At 38.3% G+C, this 16,538-nt stretch carries 16 protein-coding genes; 8 read left to right on the top strand and 8 right to left on the bottom strand.

Annotation, left to right across the window (positions count from 1 at the left end):
* The first annotated feature begins 5 nt into the window (after window positions 1–5).
* Window positions 6–449: a hypothetical protein gene (locus AC58DT_RS14550; RefSeq protein WP_497217537.1), complete on the top strand. Its 444-nt coding sequence runs from the start codon at window positions 6–8 to the stop codon at window positions 447–449.
* A gap of 76 nt (window positions 450–525) precedes the next feature.
* Window positions 526–1,998: an IMP dehydrogenase gene (gene guaB / locus AC58DT_RS14545; protein WP_497217536.1), complete on the top strand. Its 1,473-nt coding sequence runs from the start codon at window positions 526–528 to the stop codon at window positions 1,996–1,998.
* 388 nt (window positions 1,999–2,386) lie between these two features.
* Here guaB and AC58DT_RS14540 read toward each other — a convergent pair whose 3' ends face one another.
* From AC58DT_RS14540 to AC58DT_RS14530, 3 genes are all read right to left on the bottom strand, one after another.
* Window positions 2,387–2,905 carry an OmpH/Skp family outer membrane protein gene (locus tag AC58DT_RS14540; protein ID WP_497217535.1) on the bottom strand — a complete coding sequence of 173 codons (519 nt, stop codon included), beginning with the start codon at window positions 2,903–2,905 and terminating at the stop codon, window positions 2,387–2,389.
* A 68-nt stretch (window positions 2,906–2,973) separates the two neighbouring features.
* Window positions 2,974–3,417, bottom strand: coding sequence for a DinB family protein (locus tag AC58DT_RS14535; protein ID WP_497217534.1), 444 nt, complete (start codon window positions 3,415–3,417; stop codon window positions 2,974–2,976).
* Window positions 3,414–3,653 (bottom strand): hypothetical protein, encoded by a 240-nt coding sequence (locus AC58DT_RS14530; RefSeq protein WP_497217533.1) that lies wholly within the window; start codon window positions 3,651–3,653, stop codon window positions 3,414–3,416. The genes AC58DT_RS14535 and AC58DT_RS14530 overlap by 4 nt, the downstream gene beginning before the upstream one ends.
* A 208-nt stretch (window positions 3,654–3,861) precedes the next feature.
* Between AC58DT_RS14530 and AC58DT_RS14525 the strand changes: the two genes are divergently transcribed.
* From AC58DT_RS14525 to AC58DT_RS14500, 6 genes are all read left to right on the top strand, one after another.
* Window positions 3,862–5,820 carry a peptidylprolyl isomerase gene (locus AC58DT_RS14525; RefSeq protein ID WP_497217532.1) on the top strand — a complete coding sequence of 653 codons (1,959 nt, stop codon included), beginning with the start codon at window positions 3,862–3,864 and terminating at the stop codon, window positions 5,818–5,820.
* The gene (locus AC58DT_RS14520) at window positions 5,817–6,674 is read left to right on the top strand and encodes a peptidyl-prolyl cis-trans isomerase (RefSeq protein WP_497217531.1); all 858 of its coding nucleotides are present in this window, start codon (window positions 5,817–5,819) and stop codon (window positions 6,672–6,674) included. Before AC58DT_RS14525 ends, AC58DT_RS14520 begins: the two co-directional genes overlap by 4 nt.
* Window positions 6,631–8,103 (top strand): peptidylprolyl isomerase, encoded by a 1,473-nt coding sequence (locus tag AC58DT_RS14515; protein ID WP_497217530.1) that lies wholly within the window; start codon window positions 6,631–6,633, stop codon window positions 8,101–8,103. Before AC58DT_RS14520 ends, AC58DT_RS14515 begins: the two co-directional genes overlap by 44 nt.
* 13 nt (window positions 8,104–8,116) lie before the next feature.
* A complete protein-coding gene (locus AC58DT_RS14510) occupies window positions 8,117–9,070 on the top strand; it encodes an AAA family ATPase (protein ID WP_497217529.1) in 954 nt (317 codons plus the stop codon).
* Window positions 9,071–9,280: 210 nt separating this feature from the next.
* Complete coding sequence (locus AC58DT_RS14505) at window positions 9,281–11,545, top strand: aconitate hydratase (RefSeq protein ID WP_497217528.1); 2,265 nt, start codon at window positions 9,281–9,283, stop codon at window positions 11,543–11,545.
* Window positions 11,546–11,617: 72 nt separating this feature from the next.
* A complete protein-coding gene (locus tag AC58DT_RS14500) occupies window positions 11,618–12,178 on the top strand; it encodes a TlpA family protein disulfide reductase (protein WP_497217527.1) in 561 nt (186 codons plus the stop codon).
* 11 nt (window positions 12,179–12,189) lie between these two features.
* Here AC58DT_RS14500 and AC58DT_RS14495 read toward each other — a convergent pair whose 3' ends face one another.
* The 5 genes from AC58DT_RS14495 to crtID form a co-directional block, all read right to left on the bottom strand.
* On the bottom strand, window positions 12,190–12,774 hold the full coding sequence (locus AC58DT_RS14495) for an SET domain-containing protein (RefSeq protein WP_497217526.1): 585 nt from the start codon (window positions 12,772–12,774) through the stop codon (window positions 12,190–12,192).
* A 110-nt stretch (window positions 12,775–12,884) separates the two neighbouring features.
* Window positions 12,885–13,592: a lycopene cyclase domain-containing protein gene (locus AC58DT_RS14490; protein WP_497217525.1), complete on the bottom strand. Its 708-nt coding sequence runs from the start codon at window positions 13,590–13,592 to the stop codon at window positions 12,885–12,887.
* Between the two features lie 3 nt (window positions 13,593–13,595).
* Window positions 13,596–14,045: a sterol desaturase family protein gene (locus tag AC58DT_RS14485; RefSeq protein WP_497217524.1), complete on the bottom strand. Its 450-nt coding sequence runs from the start codon at window positions 14,043–14,045 to the stop codon at window positions 13,596–13,598.
* An 81-nt stretch (window positions 14,046–14,126) separates the two neighbouring features.
* Window positions 14,127–14,969, bottom strand: coding sequence for a phytoene/squalene synthase family protein (locus AC58DT_RS14480; protein WP_497217523.1), 843 nt, complete (start codon window positions 14,967–14,969; stop codon window positions 14,127–14,129).
* A complete protein-coding gene (gene crtID, locus AC58DT_RS14475) occupies window positions 14,969–16,429 on the bottom strand; it encodes a bifunctional phytoene desaturase/3,4-desaturase (RefSeq protein ID WP_497217522.1) in 1,461 nt (486 codons plus the stop codon). The genes AC58DT_RS14480 and crtID overlap by 1 nt, the downstream gene beginning before the upstream one ends.
* Window positions 16,430–16,538: the final 109 nt, after the last annotated feature.

The raw sequence follows: 16,538 nt of genomic DNA, 5'->3' as shown, positions 1-16,538 counted from the left end.
TTTGTATGAAATATTTCCTGCCAACTGTTTTTCTCGCTTTGTTTTTAGTATCATGTGGAGCAAAACAACCAGCAATTTTAAGCTCTTCTACAAATCCAACAGAAACAGCTACTGCCCACGAACCATTTTTGGATGTTACAGAAATGGCACCCAATAAAAAATATGCCCTTTCGGGAGAATATCCTGTAATGGTTGGGGAAAAAAGCGTTTCAAACCAACGTAGGTATATTGCATCTTTGGCAGGGCCTAATGGGGAAGAACTTATCTTTCACCGTAGGGGCAGTTGCTGTCCGTATGAAAGTGAAAACGGGATGATGGGAAGCGCACTGGTAGATGTGTATGAAGTGATGTATGATGGATTAAAAGAACCAATACTGCTGTACATTAGTTTTTATGATGAAGGCCCTTTATACATTCCACACGGATTTACAAAAAGAAAGCTAAATTAATTACTTAATTTAACGTACATTTGCACGCAATTAATCCATAACCACTTTCGCTCTTTCGGAAGTTAATTTAATTGCAATGACCGCACACGACAACAAGATTCTTGGGGAAGGCCTTACTTACGACGACGTACTTTTAGTGCCTGCCTATTCCGAAATTTTACCGCGCGAAGTTTCCATCGCCACAAAATTTTCACGAAATATTACACTCAATGTACCAATTGTGTCCGCAGCGATGGATACGGTTACCGAAAGCGCCATGGCCATTGCCATTGCCCGCGAAGGGGGTATCGGTGTGCTTCACAAAAATATGACTATTGAAGAACAAGCTGCTGAAGTACGAAAAGTAAAACGTGCCGAAAGCGGAATGATAATCGATCCCGTTACGCTGCAAAAAGAGAATACCGTGGGCGATGCCCAAAAAACCATGCGTGAGTACAGCATTGGTGGTATTCCTATCACTGATAATGCTGGAAAACTTATAGGCATTGTAACAAACCGCGATCTTCGTTTTGAAAAAGATTTAAAACGTCCTTTGAGCGAGGTAATGACTTCCGAAAACTTAGTGACAGTTGCACAGGGAACATCCTTAAAGGAAGCTGAGATAATTCTTCAGCAAAATAAAATTGAAAAATTGCCTGTAGTGAGCGACGACGGAAAATTGTTGGGGCTTATTACATTTCGAGATATAACAAAACTTACCCAAAAGCCCATTGCCAATAAAGATAAATTCGGAAGACTTCGCGTTGCCGCAGCATTAGGGGTTACAGCAGATGCAGTGCAAAGAGCAGAGGCTTTGGTAAATGCACAAATTGATGCTGTAATTATTGATACTGCCCACGGACATACAAAAGGAGTGGTTGAGGTTTTAAAACAAGTAAAACAAAAATTTCCGGATTTAGATGTGGTTGTGGGAAATATTGCCACAGCCGATGCTGCTAAATATTTAGTTGACGCTGGTGCCGATGCCGTAAAAGTTGGAATTGGTCCTGGTTCTATTTGTACAACCCGCGTGGTTGCGGGAGTTGGGTTTCCTCAGTTTTCTGCGGTGCTGGAAGTTGCCGCGGCTATTAAAGGGAGCGGTGTACCCGTTATTGCAGACGGTGGAATTCGTTACACGGGGGATATTCCCAAGGCAATTGCTGCTGGAGCAGATTGTGTAATGCTTGGTTCATTATTGGCTGGAACAAAGGAATCTCCTGGAGAAACAATTATTTATGAAGGTAGAAAGTTTAAATCATATCGCGGAATGGGTTCTGTGGAGGCGATGAAGCAAGGTTCCAAAGACCGATATTTTCAGGATGTGGAGGACGATATTAAAAAACTGGTTCCGGAAGGAATCGTGGGACGTGTACCGTACAAAGGTGAATTGGTTGAAAGTATGACTCAGTTTATTGGCGGACTCCGTGCTGGCATGGGCTATTGTGGCTCCAAAGATATTGAAACGCTGAAAGAGAACGGAAAGTTTGTAAAAATTACTTTTTCGGGTATTGCGGAAAGCCATCCGCACGATGTGACAATTACAAAGGAAGCGCCAAACTATAGTAGATAGTTTATAAAAAAAGAAAGATATGTTTGCTTAAAGCACTGAATTTTTTCGGTGCTTTTTTATTTTATGGTGACAATCAATTCTTTAAAATAATCAATTATTTTTTGCAGTTGATGGCTTTCTTTTTTCTTCAGTTCCGCGGAATATAAAATCTGTTTGTTTTGACTAATAATCTTTGAANTTTAAAATAATCAATTATTTTTTGCAGTTGATGGCTTTCTTTTTTCTTCAGTTCCGCGGAATATAAAATCTGTTTGTTTTGACTAATAATCTTTGAATTCATGGCTGTGTGAGTTGAGATTCTTCAAATATCGTTTTTTGAAAAATAAAGCATAAAAAAACGTGGGACTTATGGGCTCCACGCTTCTTTTATAAAAAATAATAAAGTCTTTTATTCTCCTTCTTCTTCGTCAGCTGTTAATGTTATTCCCAATTCGGTGAGAATCGGAATGGTTAAGTCATAATTTGGATCTAGATATATCAAGTCTTGATTGGTTTGGGTAACTTGGGTAAACCCTTGTGCTTTGGCTACTTTGTCCAAAGCTTCGCCTATTTTTTTGTAAAGTGGTTGTAGGTATTCCTGTCGCTTTATTTCCATAAGCTTGGCGCCGTTTTGCTGAAATTTTTGAATGTCGGCATCCAATGTTAAAAGTTCGGTCTGTTTTGTCTTTTTTTCTTCGGGAGTCAAGTTAGCCTCGCCTTTTTTATATGCTTCGGCCAATACTTTATATTCGTCTATTTTTTTATTAAGATCAACGTCCAATTGTGCTGCGTAGGTTTCCAATTGTGTTCTTACGGTTTCCATTTCTGGCATTTTGGAAAGTATGTAATCTATGTCCGCAGCGCCCACTTTGCTTTGTGCGAAGGTGGTAAGGCCAATAAAGAATATGGCAATTTTTAGAAATTTCATTTTAATATGTTTTAAAAAATTAAGTGCGCAATATTACTATAAATATCGCAAATATACAGGCAGTTGCGCTATCGTTTATAAAAAATGTAGTCTGTAATAAGAGGTGGAAGCCCTTTTTCTTTTAGCAAACTGATAAGCTGGCAACGGTGGTAGGTGCTGTGGTTTATTATGTGAAAAAGAATATCGACTACCGAATTTGTATAAGTTTGTCCCTTGCTATTGGTGTAACTTATGTTTTCATTTAATTGTATTTGATGAAGAATATGCATGCTTTTCTCAAAATTTTCGGTGTTGATGCTTTTTAATTGTTCCAAGCCCAATTCTTGCCACACCGAAAAAGTAGGTAAAGTACCTAAAATTCTATGGTTCCAAATGTGGTGGGCATTTAGTGTATGGCTTGTCAAAACGCTTATCTTCCCTTTAGAAAGAACAGGGTGCCCAATCAATGTGTCAATAACTTGCTGATTGCAGTGGTGTGTATACTCAAAACTATTTTGAAAAAAGGACTTCATTCGTCATAAAGCTGCCCTCGGGTGGGCTTTAGGGTTTCCCGTAAACTATCCATCAGATTTTTTTCTACGACCATAAATGCGATGTGGTGCATAGGGCTAAGTTCTTCCATTCCGGTAAAACTGTGCTGTAGTTTTTCCGTTTCAGCAAATTCATTAAGATGCTTTGCATGGTGTTGTGCAATGTGCTTTGCGTTAGGACCTCGAAAATCCCATATAAGTTTTATTCTTTCAGTCATTTACAGGGTGTTTTGAAGAAAATGTGATAACAAATAAAAGTAAAAGTTTCCTTCATTTTAAAACCATTGGCAAGGTACGGGTTTTCGGGAATATTTTTAAAACCGAAGAACACTATAATTATATTAAATTCGTTTGCATTTCTGATGTGTGTTACCATAGCTTTTTGTTATTTTTGCCACGCTTCACTAAAAATAAAATATTCAAAAAATGATGAAAAAATTTCTTTCCCTATTCATTTTGGTCTTTTTAAGCGCCATGACCGTTTTTTCGCAAAACAAAAAAGAGGTGTTGATGACCATAAACGGCAAACCTGTTTTCACCAATGAATTTAAGCGTGTTTATAAAAAGAACCTGGATCTGGTTCAGGATGAATCCCAGAAAGATATAGATGGTTATTTGGAACTTTTTATAGATTATAAACTGAAAATTGCAGAAGCCCAAGCTCAGGGTTTGGATCAGGAAAGCGCTTATCAAAGTGAATTTTCAAAATACCGTGACCAACTGTCAAGAAATTATCTCTTTGAAGACAAGGTTACAGAAGAACTTGCCAAGGAAGCATACGAGCGTGGAAAATTTGATATAGCCGCATCTCACATTTTGATTCGTGTAGATTATGAATCGGTTCCGCAGGACACATTGGCTGCTTATAATAAAATAAAGTCAATCAGGGAAAAAGCTTTAAAAGGAGAAGACTTTACAGGGCTTGCAAAAACATATTCCGAAGAACCGGGCGCCAAGGAAAGAGGCGGCGATTTGGGTTATTTTTCTGTGTTCACTATGGTTTATCCTTTTGAAACCGCAGCCTATAACACTCCAGTAGGAGAAATTTCTGAAATTGTTAGAACCAGTTTTGGTTACCACATCATAAAAGTGAAGGACAGAAGAGCAAAATTGCCAAAGATTGGGGTTTCGCACATTATGATTTCTGATAAAAAAGGAGCGCGCACTTTTAACCCTGAAGAACGCATCAATGAAATTTACACGATGCTAAAGCAGGGCGAATCTTTTGAAAGCTTGGCAAAACAATTTTCTGACGATAAAAACTCTGCAGTAAAGGGAGGGAAACTGAACCCTTTTACAAAAGGTGATCTTCGTGCATCAGAGTTTGAGGATGCTGCCTATGATCTAAAAAAGATTGGTGATATCAGTAAGCCTGTAAAAACTGATTTTGGCTGGCATATTATTCGTTTGGATGAAAAACTTCCTGTGGAAACTTTTGAAGAGCAAAAACAGATGCTTGAGAAAAAGGTATCTGAAGGCGACCGTTCTAAATTGGTTTCCACCGCTACCAACAATAAGATAAAGCAGAAATACGGCTTCAAAAAAGAAGCAAGCTTTTTACCCTATTTTGATACGTATGTAGGTGATGAAGTGCTTAAGCGAAAGTGGGTAATGGAACCCATTCCTGCTTCTGAAGAGAAAACGCTCTTCACCATAGGGGACAGAAAGGTAGGGTACACAGATTTTGCCAAATTTATTGAGAATAGACAAAGAACCACAAGGCCGTACAAGCATAAGGAGGCATTTTTGGTGGAACTTTATAACGAATTTGAAACTGAGCAGCTAAAGGATTATTTCAAAGAAAAACTGGAAGTGGACAATGAAGAGTACGCGGCTGTGCTTAATGAATACCGCGACGGACTTTTAATTTTTGATGTGATGAACAAAAACATCTGGCAGAAAGCTAAGACTGATAGTTTGGGCCTTGATGAATATTATAATAAAACAAAGGCAGACTACCAATGGAAACAGCGGGTTGACGCAGATATTTATTCAGCTACTTCAGAAAACATCGCAAAGCAGATTCAGACTATGTTGGCAGAAGGTAAAACTGCTGAAGAAATAAAAGCATCACTCAATACTGAAGAAAAAGTAAACGTATTGATAACGCCGGGACTTTTTGAAATTGATCAACACGAGCTGCCTAAGAATCTTGAAATAAATAAAGGCGTTTCAAGTATTTATCCTAACAATGATTCGTTTGTAGTCGTAAATATAAAAGAAGTATTGGCGCCTGACGTTAAGGCTTTAGATGAAGTAAAAGGAAAAGTTTTAAGCAATTATCAAAATGATATTGAGGCTTCTTGGATGGAAAACTTACGCAAAAAGTACAATGTTGATGTAAATAAAAAAGCTTTAAAACACGTTAAAAAAGACCTTAAGTGATACGTAAAAGCCTTCATATAATATTGCTTTGCACTTTCTTTGTTTCCTGTGAATATTTTAAACCGGAAACCCAAGAAAATGCTGTAGCTCGGGTAAACAATACATTTTTATATGAAGAAGATATTCAAAAACTGATTAGTGAAGATACTTCCGCAGAGGACAGTACTTTAATAGTCAACAACTATATAAACCGTTGGGCAACCCAGCAGTTACTTATAGACCAAGCCAAGATTAATCTTACGGCTGACAAGCTTGAACAGTACAATAAATTGGTTCAGGAATATCAAAATGATTTGCTTACTGAGGCCTATAAAAACGTTATTGTAAACAAGCAACTGGACAGTACAATTACAGAACAGGAATACCACGAATATTACGAGACAAACAAAGAAAACTTTAAGCTGAAGGATCTTCTCGTCAAATTGCGTTATGTCCAACTTCCTGTAAATTATGATGGTTTGGCGTCAGTTCGGGAAAAGCTAAGCCGATACAACGAAAAGGACAGAAAATCACTTAACAGTCAGAATTATCAATTTATTTCCTCAAATTTTAATGACTCTGTTTGGGTCAAAAAAGAAGTATTACTGAATACGCTGCCAATAATTAGAGGCAATAACGAGCAAGTGTTAAAAAAAACCAATTTTACCCAATTGCAAGATTCATTAGGAGTATATTTGGTGAAAATTGAAGATGTGCTCAATCCCAATGATACTGCGCCTCTTTCTTATATCAAGCCTACTTTAAAGCAGATAATCCTGAACAAAAGAAAGCTTGAGCTTATAAAAAAACTAGAATCAGATATAACAAAAGATGCTATTGAAACAAATAATTTTGAAATCTATAAAAATGAATAAACTTTTATTGGTATTGTTACTTACTTCTGCAATGCTACAAGCACAAACAGTGGTAGAGCCGGACAGTACCGGGGTTGCGAAAGCTAATGATTCCTTGGTGATGCAGCAAGCTGTAAAGCGCGACACTTTAAAACCTTTTAAAAGGTACAAGGCAGAAGGTGTAAGCGCCGTAGTTGGCGAATACGTAATTCTTGATAGCGATATCGATAAGGCCTACGTGGAAATGCAATCGCAGGGCATGTCTATTGAAGACATAACCCGTTGCCAATTAATGGGCAAGTTGATGGAGGATAAACTATACGCGCACCAGGCCCAGCAGGACAGCATTTTAGTTCCCGATGCCGAAATAAACGGAATGATTGATCAGCAATTGCAATATATGATCAGTGAATTGGGCAGTGAGGAAAAAGTTGCGGCATACTACAGAAAAGATAACATTGCCGATCTTAAAAAGGAACTTTTTGAAGCCAACAAGAGCATAAAATTGGCAAGCTTAATGCAGCAAAAAGTAATTGAAAAAGTAGAGGTTACCCCAGAAGAGGTACGTACTTTTTTCTTTTCCATTCCCGAAGAAGAACGCCCCGTTTTTGGAGCGGAGATTGAAATTGCGCAAATTGTTATTGACCCCGAAGTAACCAAACAGGCCATAGACGAGGTCATAGCCAGACTAAACGCAATCCGTGCAGATATTATTGACAACGGCTCCAGTTTTGCAACTAAGGCGGTGCTTTATTCCAAAGATCCGGGTTCTGCTTCAAAAGGAGGCCTTTATCAGGGCGTGAGACGCGATTCGCCGTGGGCAAAGGAATTTAAGGATCAGGCCTTTTCACTTTTGGAAGGCGAGATCAGTGAGCCTTTTGAGACCGAATTTGGCTGGCATATTCTTTATGTTGAAAAGATCCGCGGACAGGAGGTAGATGTTAGGCATATTCTAATGTTTCCCGAAGTATCACAAAAATCGATCGATGAAGCACAGAAAAAGATAGAGGACATCAAAACCGAAATAGAGAATGGCGAAATTACCTTTGCCGAAGCTGCCAGAAAGTACTCAGACGATAAGGAAACGCGCAATAACGGTGGCCAATTGGTCAACCCCATAACATTTGACACTAAGTTTGATCTTACCAAAATGGATCCAACCCTTAGCGCCCAAGTATATAATCTAAAGGAAGGACAGGTTTCTGAAATTTTCACAGACCGTGACCGTACCGGAAAAAGCAGTTTGAAGATCCTTACCGTAACCAAAAAATACCCCGAGCACAAAGCCGATTATGCCAATGATTATGAGCGCATCAAACAATTGGCCTTACGCGAAAAGCAGATTAAGGTAATCAACAAATGGCAGAACGATAAAATAAAAGATACGTATATTAGCATCAATCAAGATTACCAGGATTGTGACTTTGCTGGAGATTGGTTAAAAAAATAATATAGAAAACAATATGTCAGACGTAGCAGCGGTATCGCAACTGGTTTCCAAATACAACGCCCTTAAAAAAGAAATAAAAAAAGTAATAGTAGGTCAAGATGAAGTGGTTGAGCAGGTTTTGCTTGCCATCTTTTCCGGTGGGCACGCTTTGCTTATAGGTGTTCCCGGGCTTGCGAAAACCTTGTTGGTAAACACTGTTGCGGAAGCGCTCGGTCTAAAATTCAAAAGAATTCAGTTTACACCAGATTTGATGCCGAGCGATATTTTGGGTTCTGAAATCTTAGATCAAAACCGTGAATTCAAATTCATAAAAGGGCCCATTTTCGCCAACATCATCCTTGCAGACGAGATTAACCGCACGCCTCCCAAAACCCAAGCGGCCCTACTGGAAGCTATGCAGGAGCGTGCTGTAACTGTTGCGGGCCACCATTATAAATTGGATCTTCCCTATTTTGTACTCGCTACTCAAAACCCGATAGAGCAGGAGGGAACCTACCCATTGCCCGAGGCGCAGTTGGATCGGTTTATGTTTGCCATAAATCTGGAATACCCTTCTTTTTCTGAAGAGGTTGAGGTAGTAAAGCAAACCACTACGGGAGAAATAGAAAAGGTGAATGCCCTTTTCACTGCGCAGGAAATCATAGACTTTCAGCATTTGATCCGAAGAATTCCTGTAGCGGACAATGTTGTGGAATACGCAGTAACACTCGTTGGAAAAACCCGTCCCAACAGCTCCACCGCGACTGATACAGTAAAAAACTATATTGATTGGGGCGCAGGGCCACGCGCCTCGCAAAACCTCATTTTGGCAGCCAAGACAAATGCAGCCTTGCACGGAAAATTTTCTCCAGATATTGAGGACGTGCAGAAAGCCGCAATCGGAATCCTTCGCCATAGGCTTATAAAAAACTACAAGGCCGAAGCCGAAGGGTTAAGTATTGAGGAAATAATCAAAAGCTTATATTAATTCAATTAATCTTTCCTTTTAAAATTATAAAACATTCTTTTGTAATATTCTGAATTTCTTAATTTATCATAGGTATTTTTATCATATTAGCAATTATATTCAATAATATTTAGTATTTAATGAATTATGTTCATTAAATAAGCATTTTCATTAAATATTTTTTAAATATTCCATTTTTTTGTATTTTCGCAAACAACTAAAAATACAACTATGGCATTTGATATTGATATGATTAAAAAGGTTTATTCCCAAATGGCCGAACGTGTGGATAAAGCACGTGAAATTACGGGAAAACCACTTACACTTTCCGAAAAGATTTTATATTCCCACCTTTGGGATGGCAACCCAGATAAGGCTTTCCAGCGAGGAAAGGATTATGTGGATTTTGCCCCAGATAGAATAGCGTGCCAGGATGCAACCGCCCAAATGGCGCTTTTGCAATTTATGCAGGCTGGTAAGAAAACAGTTGCAGTACCAACAACCGTTCACTGTGATCATTTAATTCAGGCCAAACAGGGTGCCGCGCCCGATTTAAAGCGCGCAAACGAAACCAGTAACGAGGTTTTCGACTTTTTGGAATCGGTTTCAAACAAATACGGAATCGGCTTTTGGAGACCGGGAGCAGGAATTATCCACCAAGTGGTTTTGGAAAATTACGCCTTCCCCGGAGGAATGATGATCGGTACCGATAGTCACACCGTAAACGCAGGGGGCTTGGGAATGGTGGCTATAGGCGTGGGCGGCGCTGACGCCGTAGATGTAATGGCCGGAATGCCTTGGGAGCTAAAATTTCCGAAGTTAATAGGTGTAAAACTTACCGGGGAACTGAATGGCTGGACAGCTTCAAAAGATGTTATTCTAAAAGTGGCCGGAATCCTTACCGTAAAAGGTGGAACGGGTGCCATTGTTGAATATTTCGGTCCCGGTGCAAAAAATCTTTCCTGTACCGGAAAAGGAACCATCTGTAATATGGGCGCCGAAATAGGCGCGACTACTTCAACTTTTGGTTATGACGACGCCATGGAGCGCTTCCTTAGAGCAACGGATCGTGCCGAAATTGCAGACGAAGCCAATAAAATCCGCGAATATTTAACCGGTGATGATGAAGTTTACGCAAATCCCGAGAAATATTTTGACCAAGTTATAGAAATTGATTTAACCGCATTACGTCCACACTTGAACGGTCCTTTTACGCCAGACTTAGCGACGCCAGTGGGCCAATTGGGTGAAAAAGCAAAGAAAAATGAATGGCCCTTAAAAGTGGATTGGGGCTTGATAGGTAGCTGTACCAATTCTTCCTATGAGGATTTAACGCGGGCGGCGTCTATTGCGCAGCAGGCCATCGATAAAAAATTAAAACCAAAGAGCGATTTCGGAATAAATCCCGGTTCAGAGCAAATCCGTTTTACCGCAGAGCGCGACGGACTTTTGGACGTTTTTGAAAATCTGGGAGCTACCATTTTTACAAATGCCTGCGGACCGTGCATTGGCCAGTGGGACCGAAGCGATAGAAAAGGCGATGAAAAAAATACCATCGTACATTCATTTAACCGAAACTTTTCGAAACGCGCTGACGGAAATCCTAACACACACGCCTTTGTTGGCTCGCCGGAAATGGTTGCCGCAATCGCCATTTCGGGCCGTTTGGATTTTGACCCGATGAACGATACGCTTTTAAATGAAGACGGACAGGAGGTGAAACTTGACGAACCCCGTGGATTGGAATTGCCGCCAAAAGGCTTTGAAGTGGAGGATAACGGATATTTGGCACCCAAGGAAGATGGAAGCTCGGTTGAGGTGAAAGTAGCGAAAGACAGTGAGCGCCTTCAATTATTGGAACCTTTCCTTCCTATTAAGGATTCGGAATTGCAAGGTGTAAAATTATTGATTAAAGCTTTCGGAAAATGTACTACTGACCATATTTCTATGGCTGGTCCGTGGTTGCGCTACCGCGGGCATTTGGACAATATTGCCAACAATACATTAATTGGCGCCGTAAACGCTTTCAATAAACAAACTAATTTTGTAAAAAACCAATTTACCGGCGAGTACGGCGGGGTGCCAGATGTGCAACGCGAGTACAAAGCAAAAGGCGTAAAAACAATTGTTGTGGGTGACCATAATTATGGCGAAGGCTCTTCGCGTGAGCACGCGGCCATGCAGCCACGCCACCTAGGTGTTGCGGCGGTTTTGGTGAAATCATTTGCACGAATACATGAAACCAACTTAAAAAAGCAGGGAATGTTGGCACTTACGTTTGCTAACGAAGCTGATTATGATTTGATTCAAGAAGATGATACCTTCAACTTTGTGGATATTTCAGAATTTGCGCCAAACAAACCGCTTACAGTTGAAATCGTCCATAAGGATGGTAGCAATGATACAATTAAAGTAAACCATACCTATAACGATGCACAGATTAAGTGGTATCGCGAAGGATCTGCTCTGAATTTGATAAAAAAGCAGAACGCTTAAAAAGGGTTTAAATACTACTAAACCTAACAGGATTTTAAAACCCTGTTAGGTTTTTTTATAATATTAATGTTGATGAAATTTATAAAGAAACATTGGGGCAATATCTTGTTTTTTGCATTTTTGGCGTTGCTGATTATCCCGCAAACGCGAATGCCAATTCAGGTTTTTGTGCAGCGGCTTATTTCCTTTTCGCCTTCGGAAAAAAAGGTGTCGGACCGCGAGACATTACAGGATTATCAATGGAATTTACTGGAAATGGAAGGTGGGGAGATTAATTTTTCACAATCGGAAGGGAAGGTTACCATTGTAAATTTTTGGGCTACTTGGTGCCCGCCCTGCGTTGCCGAAATGCCCTCGTTTCAGAAATTATATGATAGCTACGGGGATAAAGTAGATTTCTATTTCGTCACTTCGGAAGAATCTGAAAAAGTGAATAGATTTCTTCAGAAAAATGAATATACATTGCCGGTTTACATTCAACAATACGAAGCTCCAAAACAGCTAAAATCACAGGCACTGCCTACTACTTTTTTAATTTCAAAAAGTGGTGAAATAGTTATTGACGAAGAAGGTGTTGCGGATTGGAACAGTAAAAAAATGAGAGCTTTATTGGATAATCTTCTTAATAAATAATCGGTTATAAATTATCCGGAAAAATGGTTTTTCAAGATAGAATCCATTTCTTTTTTACCTTCTGCAATTTCGCAGATAGTATTCCACAGTTTTGGAGTTATCAAAGATTTTAAAGGTTGTTCCACCTTTAGTATTTTAGGAAAATTTTTGATGAGTTGCTTATCCCAAGTTTGGTAATGATTCAAAAGATCGTCGGGATAGACAGTTTTGCGTCGCGTGCCCTCATCAATTCCTTTAAAGGGTTCAGAAACATTAAGGTAGCCATAATCGTCAGTCAATTCTTCCCCTGGTTGAATATCGCGTATTGCAATTTCAAAATCATAGGCCGTTGACATACAATTGCTCTTAAAACTATGGTTTACATACCGCCCATAATCCCAGCATAGCACAAAATTTCCTTTGTTGTTTCGGTAGCAATAGGTTTCAAGAATATTTTGATACAGCGAATTCATTTTTTTCATCTTGGCCGGTGTAAATTCACGGTCCAAATCATCCAAAGCCCAAGTTATTGTTCCGGCGGGAATAAATTTGGTAGCAACAACGCCATAACCAATTTGATTACTGATGAATTTCAGTTCTGTTTTGGGATGTATCATATAACGTATTTTTAGGATTAAATGTAATGCAAAAACTTAATCAATTTACATTCATAATTCTATTGTATATGAAATTTTATAGCTGTTAATTTGCCGATTTTTTCCGCAGGCTAATTTTCTCTTTCTAAATTTGGGCTATACTTATCCTTAAACTTTTCCATTAAAATATAAATGGTCAAAAGCATTGTGAGTGCATAAATACTGTCTTCTATGGGAACGGAGCCAATGCGGATGCCTAAGTTTTCAGCATTATTGTACCAAACCACTTCTTCGTGAATCCAACTACCGGTGAGAAAGCCATTCACTATAAAAAAAGGGACTAAAAGAATTAGAAAAATAGGGAAGAAAACTTGAAGTGTTTCACGTTTGTAATTATAAACCAAGGCCAGTAAAACAATTGCATAACCAAAATTGACGGCGGTGTACAACCGATCGTAAAAATAGAGCAGGGTGGCGATTAAAATGGTTTGCAGCAAAAAATATACTATTTGTGTTGTTTTCTCTGAAATTGAAAATTTGGGAAGCATATTTTTGAAAGCATAGATTGTGAAAATACAAGCGTAAGGAATGCAAATGAAGAAAAGCCATTCTTCCAAAGGCAAATTGCCCAGTTTAATTCCAGAAAGATATTTTTCATTAAAACCCCAAATTCCATTTTGGGTAAAGTTGATATCCCACGGAATAAAAAAAGCCATCATAATAAATGTGGCGGGGAAAAAATATTTCCAAAGCTTATAAAACCTCAGTTTCGGGTGAAAACTAAAGAGAAAAGGAATGCTGAGAGATGCAAGATTTAATAAAAGATAGAGATGCCACATCTGTTATTTTTTGAAATACTTTAACGGTGGTAGTAACATTCCGAAACATTCTCCTTTATCTTTTCCCAAATGTTTGTGGTGTATTTTGTGCGCACGCCTGATGCCTCGGGCATACCAATTATTTGCGTTTCGGAATATTTTAAAACGCTGGTGAATAAAAATGTCGTGAACAAAAAAGTAAGTAAGGCCATACGCAAAAATCCCTAAGCCTATGGGCAAACCTGCCCAAAAGCCAAAATAACTCCAGCCTACAAAACAACTGATGCTCACCAAGGCATAAAAAAGAAAGAAATAATCATTACGCTCCCACCAACTGCCGTGATCTTTATGGTGATGATCTTTGTGCAATTTCCATAAAAAACCGTGCATAATGTACTTATGTGTAAACCACGCCATAAATTCCATGATGCAAAAAGTAGAAATGAAAATTAGTATCCAAAGAACTGTTATCATTTTATTTTTAAATTATTTTGATTTGGGAGTATTATGTTTAGGTTTAAAATTAATACGACTGTACTTCTGTCTCCAGCAATATTATTTCACCAAATTTAATTGATATTTTACATAGCTGCGTGTTAAAAGCCCTATTTTTTCAATGTTTGGAACGCGAATTCTAGAATTTTTAATTTCTGTAGCAGGGGTTTTTTGTAGCTTTTTCAGCAATCGTCTATAATATCTATAAGCTATGAAAACTCCCAACTTTGAATCGTGTGGCAATTGTAAAATGCCTTGATATCCACGATTAAAGTTGTCTTCAATTTCTTCAATTATCTTTGTTTTTGAATCTTCGTCAAGAGATTCCAGATTGGTATTTGGAAAATAAGTTCGGCTTAAGTTTTCATAATCATCTTTAAGATCACGAAGAAAGTTCACTTTTTGAAACGCGGAACCTAAATTCATCGCCGACTCTTTTAATTGATTATACTTTTCAGTATCACCTTTCACAAATACTTTTAGACACATTAAACCAACAACGTCTGCCGAGCCGTATATATAATCATTAAATTCTTCTGTAGTGGAATAGACGCTTTTGGTAAGATCCAATCGCATACTGGCCATAAACGTATCGATTAAATCTCTTTGAATGTTATACTTATATACTGTTTCTTGAAATGAATTTAAAATCGGGTTTAAGCTAATTTTATCTAAAAGAGCTTCATCCAACGCATTTTCAAAGCGACCAAAAAGAACCCCTTTATTATAATCGTGAAAAGAATCAACGATTTCATCTGAAAAACGTACAAAGCCATAGATATTATAAATATCCTGACGTATGGCAGGCCCCAACATTCGTGTAGCCAACGAAAAGGAAGTACTGTAGGTTTCAGTTACCTGTTTGCTGCATTTTTTGGATACTATGTCAAAAAGTTCTTTCACTATTTTTTTTCTTTTTCAATTAACCCGGCTACTAATTTTCCAGAGATAAGTGCGGGTGGCACCCCCGGTCCAGGGACTGTGAGTTGTCCTGTGAAAAAAAGGTTTTTCACTTTCTTACTTTTCAATTTTGGCCTTAAAAAAGCTGTTTGCATCAAAGTGTTGGCTAGGCCATATGCATTTCCCTTATAACTATTGTAGTCAGTAGTGAAATCATTAATACAGAATGACTCTTTAAATATAACGTATTTTCTCACCTCTTGGTTGGTTATTTTTTCAAACCGATCGATTATTTTCTCAAAATATTCTACCCTTAATTCTGGGATATCAACCAAACCTGGAGCCAATGGAATTAAAAAAATTCCAGCTTCTTTTCCTGCGGGTGCTACACTAATATCGGTTTTTGAAGGAAAACTTGCGTAAAAAAGCGGTTCGTCGGGCCACTTTGGCGAATCGTATATTTCTTCGGAATGTTTTTTAAAATCAACATCAAAAAATAATGTGTGATGATCTACTCGCTCGATTTTTTTGTCGAAACCTACATAAAATAATAGGGCAGAAGGAGCAAAGGTTTTTTTGTTCCAATAATTTTCAGAATACTGTCGGAGCTTCTGCTCCAAAAGTGTTTCTGTATGATGATAATCAGCACCACTTAAAATGATATCTGTCTCAATTTTTTTACCGTTTGAAATTATTCCGCTAGCTTTTCCTTTTTCAACAATTATCTTTTCAATGTTTTGATTTGTCTTTATGGTTACGCCAAGTTCCTCTGCAAGATTTTTAATCCCGTCGACCACCGAGAACATACCTTTTTTTGGGTGAAATGTTCCGAGTCCAAAATCTGCATAGTTCATAAAACTATAAAATGAAGGTGTTGCGGAAGGTTTTGCTCCCAAAAACAATACAGGAAATTCTAAAATTGAAATTAGTTTCGGATTTGTAAATTCCTTCCGTACGTCTTCACTTACTGTGCTAAAAAACTGCCCAATCTTCTTCATGGTTTGCAACGTAACCAATTCTAATGGGGAAACACCGGGTCTGTAGACCAGATCTTTTATGGCAATATTGTAATTATCTAATGCCTGTACCATGAATTTTCTCAACTTGAGTGAACTGCCCGGTTCCTCTTTTTCAAATGAAGCACAAATCTTTTCAAGAGTATCTTCAATGGTTATATAGTTTCCACTTCCAAAATACACACGGTATGCTGGATTCAGTTTTTCGAGTTCATAGAAATCTGAAGGATACTTTCCAAAATCTTTAAAAAACCGTTCAAAAACATCTGGCATCCAATACCACGTAGGGCCCATGTCAAACGTAAAACCATGCTTTTTTAACTGTCGCGCTCTACCGCCAATGGTTTCATTTTTTTCATAAATGGTTACATTATTTCCTGCTTGGGCCAAATAACACGAAGCGGCAAGCGAAGAAAAACCAGAGCCAATAACTGCAACTTTTTTCATATTGTTTAACAAATCTACATTTTATTTAAACAAAAAAGAAATTTGCAGAATGTAATTTTGTGTTAAGATTTAATTTTATTGGAAATATTTGATTCTCCGAAAATGATTT

The organism is Aequorivita sp. CRS11, from assembly GCF_059693805.1.
The sequence above is the reverse complement of the archived record's forward strand: the minus strand, read 5'-3'. Positions and strand labels throughout refer to the sequence as shown.

Excerpts from the sequence above, each read along its gene's own strand:
- AC58DT_RS14540 (WP_497217535.1), bottom strand. The coding sequence starts at position 2,905 with ATGAAATTTCTAAAAATTGCCATATTCTTTATTGGCCTTACCACCTTC.
- AC58DT_RS14550 (WP_497217537.1), top strand. The coding sequence starts at position 6 with ATGAAATATTTCCTGCCAACTGTTTTTCTCGCTTTGTTTTTAGTATCA.
- AC58DT_RS14530 (WP_497217533.1), bottom strand. The coding sequence starts at position 3,653 with ATGACTGAAAGAATAAAACTTATATGGGATTTTCGAGGTCCTAACGCA.
- guaB (WP_497217536.1), top strand. The coding sequence starts at position 526 with ATGACCGCACACGACAACAAGATTCTTGGGGAAGGCCTTACTTACGAC.
- AC58DT_RS14485 (WP_497217524.1), bottom strand. The coding sequence starts at position 14,045 with ATGATAACAGTTCTTTGGATACTAATTTTCATTTCTACTTTTTGCATC.
- AC58DT_RS14500 (WP_497217527.1), top strand. The coding sequence starts at position 11,618 with ATGAAATTTATAAAGAAACATTGGGGCAATATCTTGTTTTTTGCATTT.
- AC58DT_RS14510 (WP_497217529.1), top strand. The coding sequence starts at position 8,117 with ATGTCAGACGTAGCAGCGGTATCGCAACTGGTTTCCAAATACAACGCC.
- crtID (WP_497217522.1), bottom strand. The coding sequence starts at position 16,429 with ATGAAAAAAGTTGCAGTTATTGGCTCTGGTTTTTCTTCGCTTGCCGCT.
- AC58DT_RS14525 (WP_497217532.1), top strand. The coding sequence starts at position 3,862 with ATGATGAAAAAATTTCTTTCCCTATTCATTTTGGTCTTTTTAAGCGCC.
- AC58DT_RS14535 (WP_497217534.1), bottom strand. The coding sequence starts at position 3,417 with ATGAAGTCCTTTTTTCAAAATAGTTTTGAGTATACACACCACTGCAAT.
- AC58DT_RS14505 (WP_497217528.1), top strand. The coding sequence starts at position 9,281 with ATGGCATTTGATATTGATATGATTAAAAAGGTTTATTCCCAAATGGCC.
- AC58DT_RS14495 (WP_497217526.1), bottom strand. The coding sequence starts at position 12,774 with ATGATACATCCCAAAACAGAACTGAAATTCATCAGTAATCAAATTGGT.
- AC58DT_RS14490 (WP_497217525.1), bottom strand. The coding sequence starts at position 13,592 with ATGTGGCATCTCTATCTTTTATTAAATCTTGCATCTCTCAGCATTCCT.
- AC58DT_RS14515 (WP_497217530.1), top strand. The coding sequence starts at position 6,631 with ATGCTATTGAAACAAATAATTTTGAAATCTATAAAAATGAATAAACTT.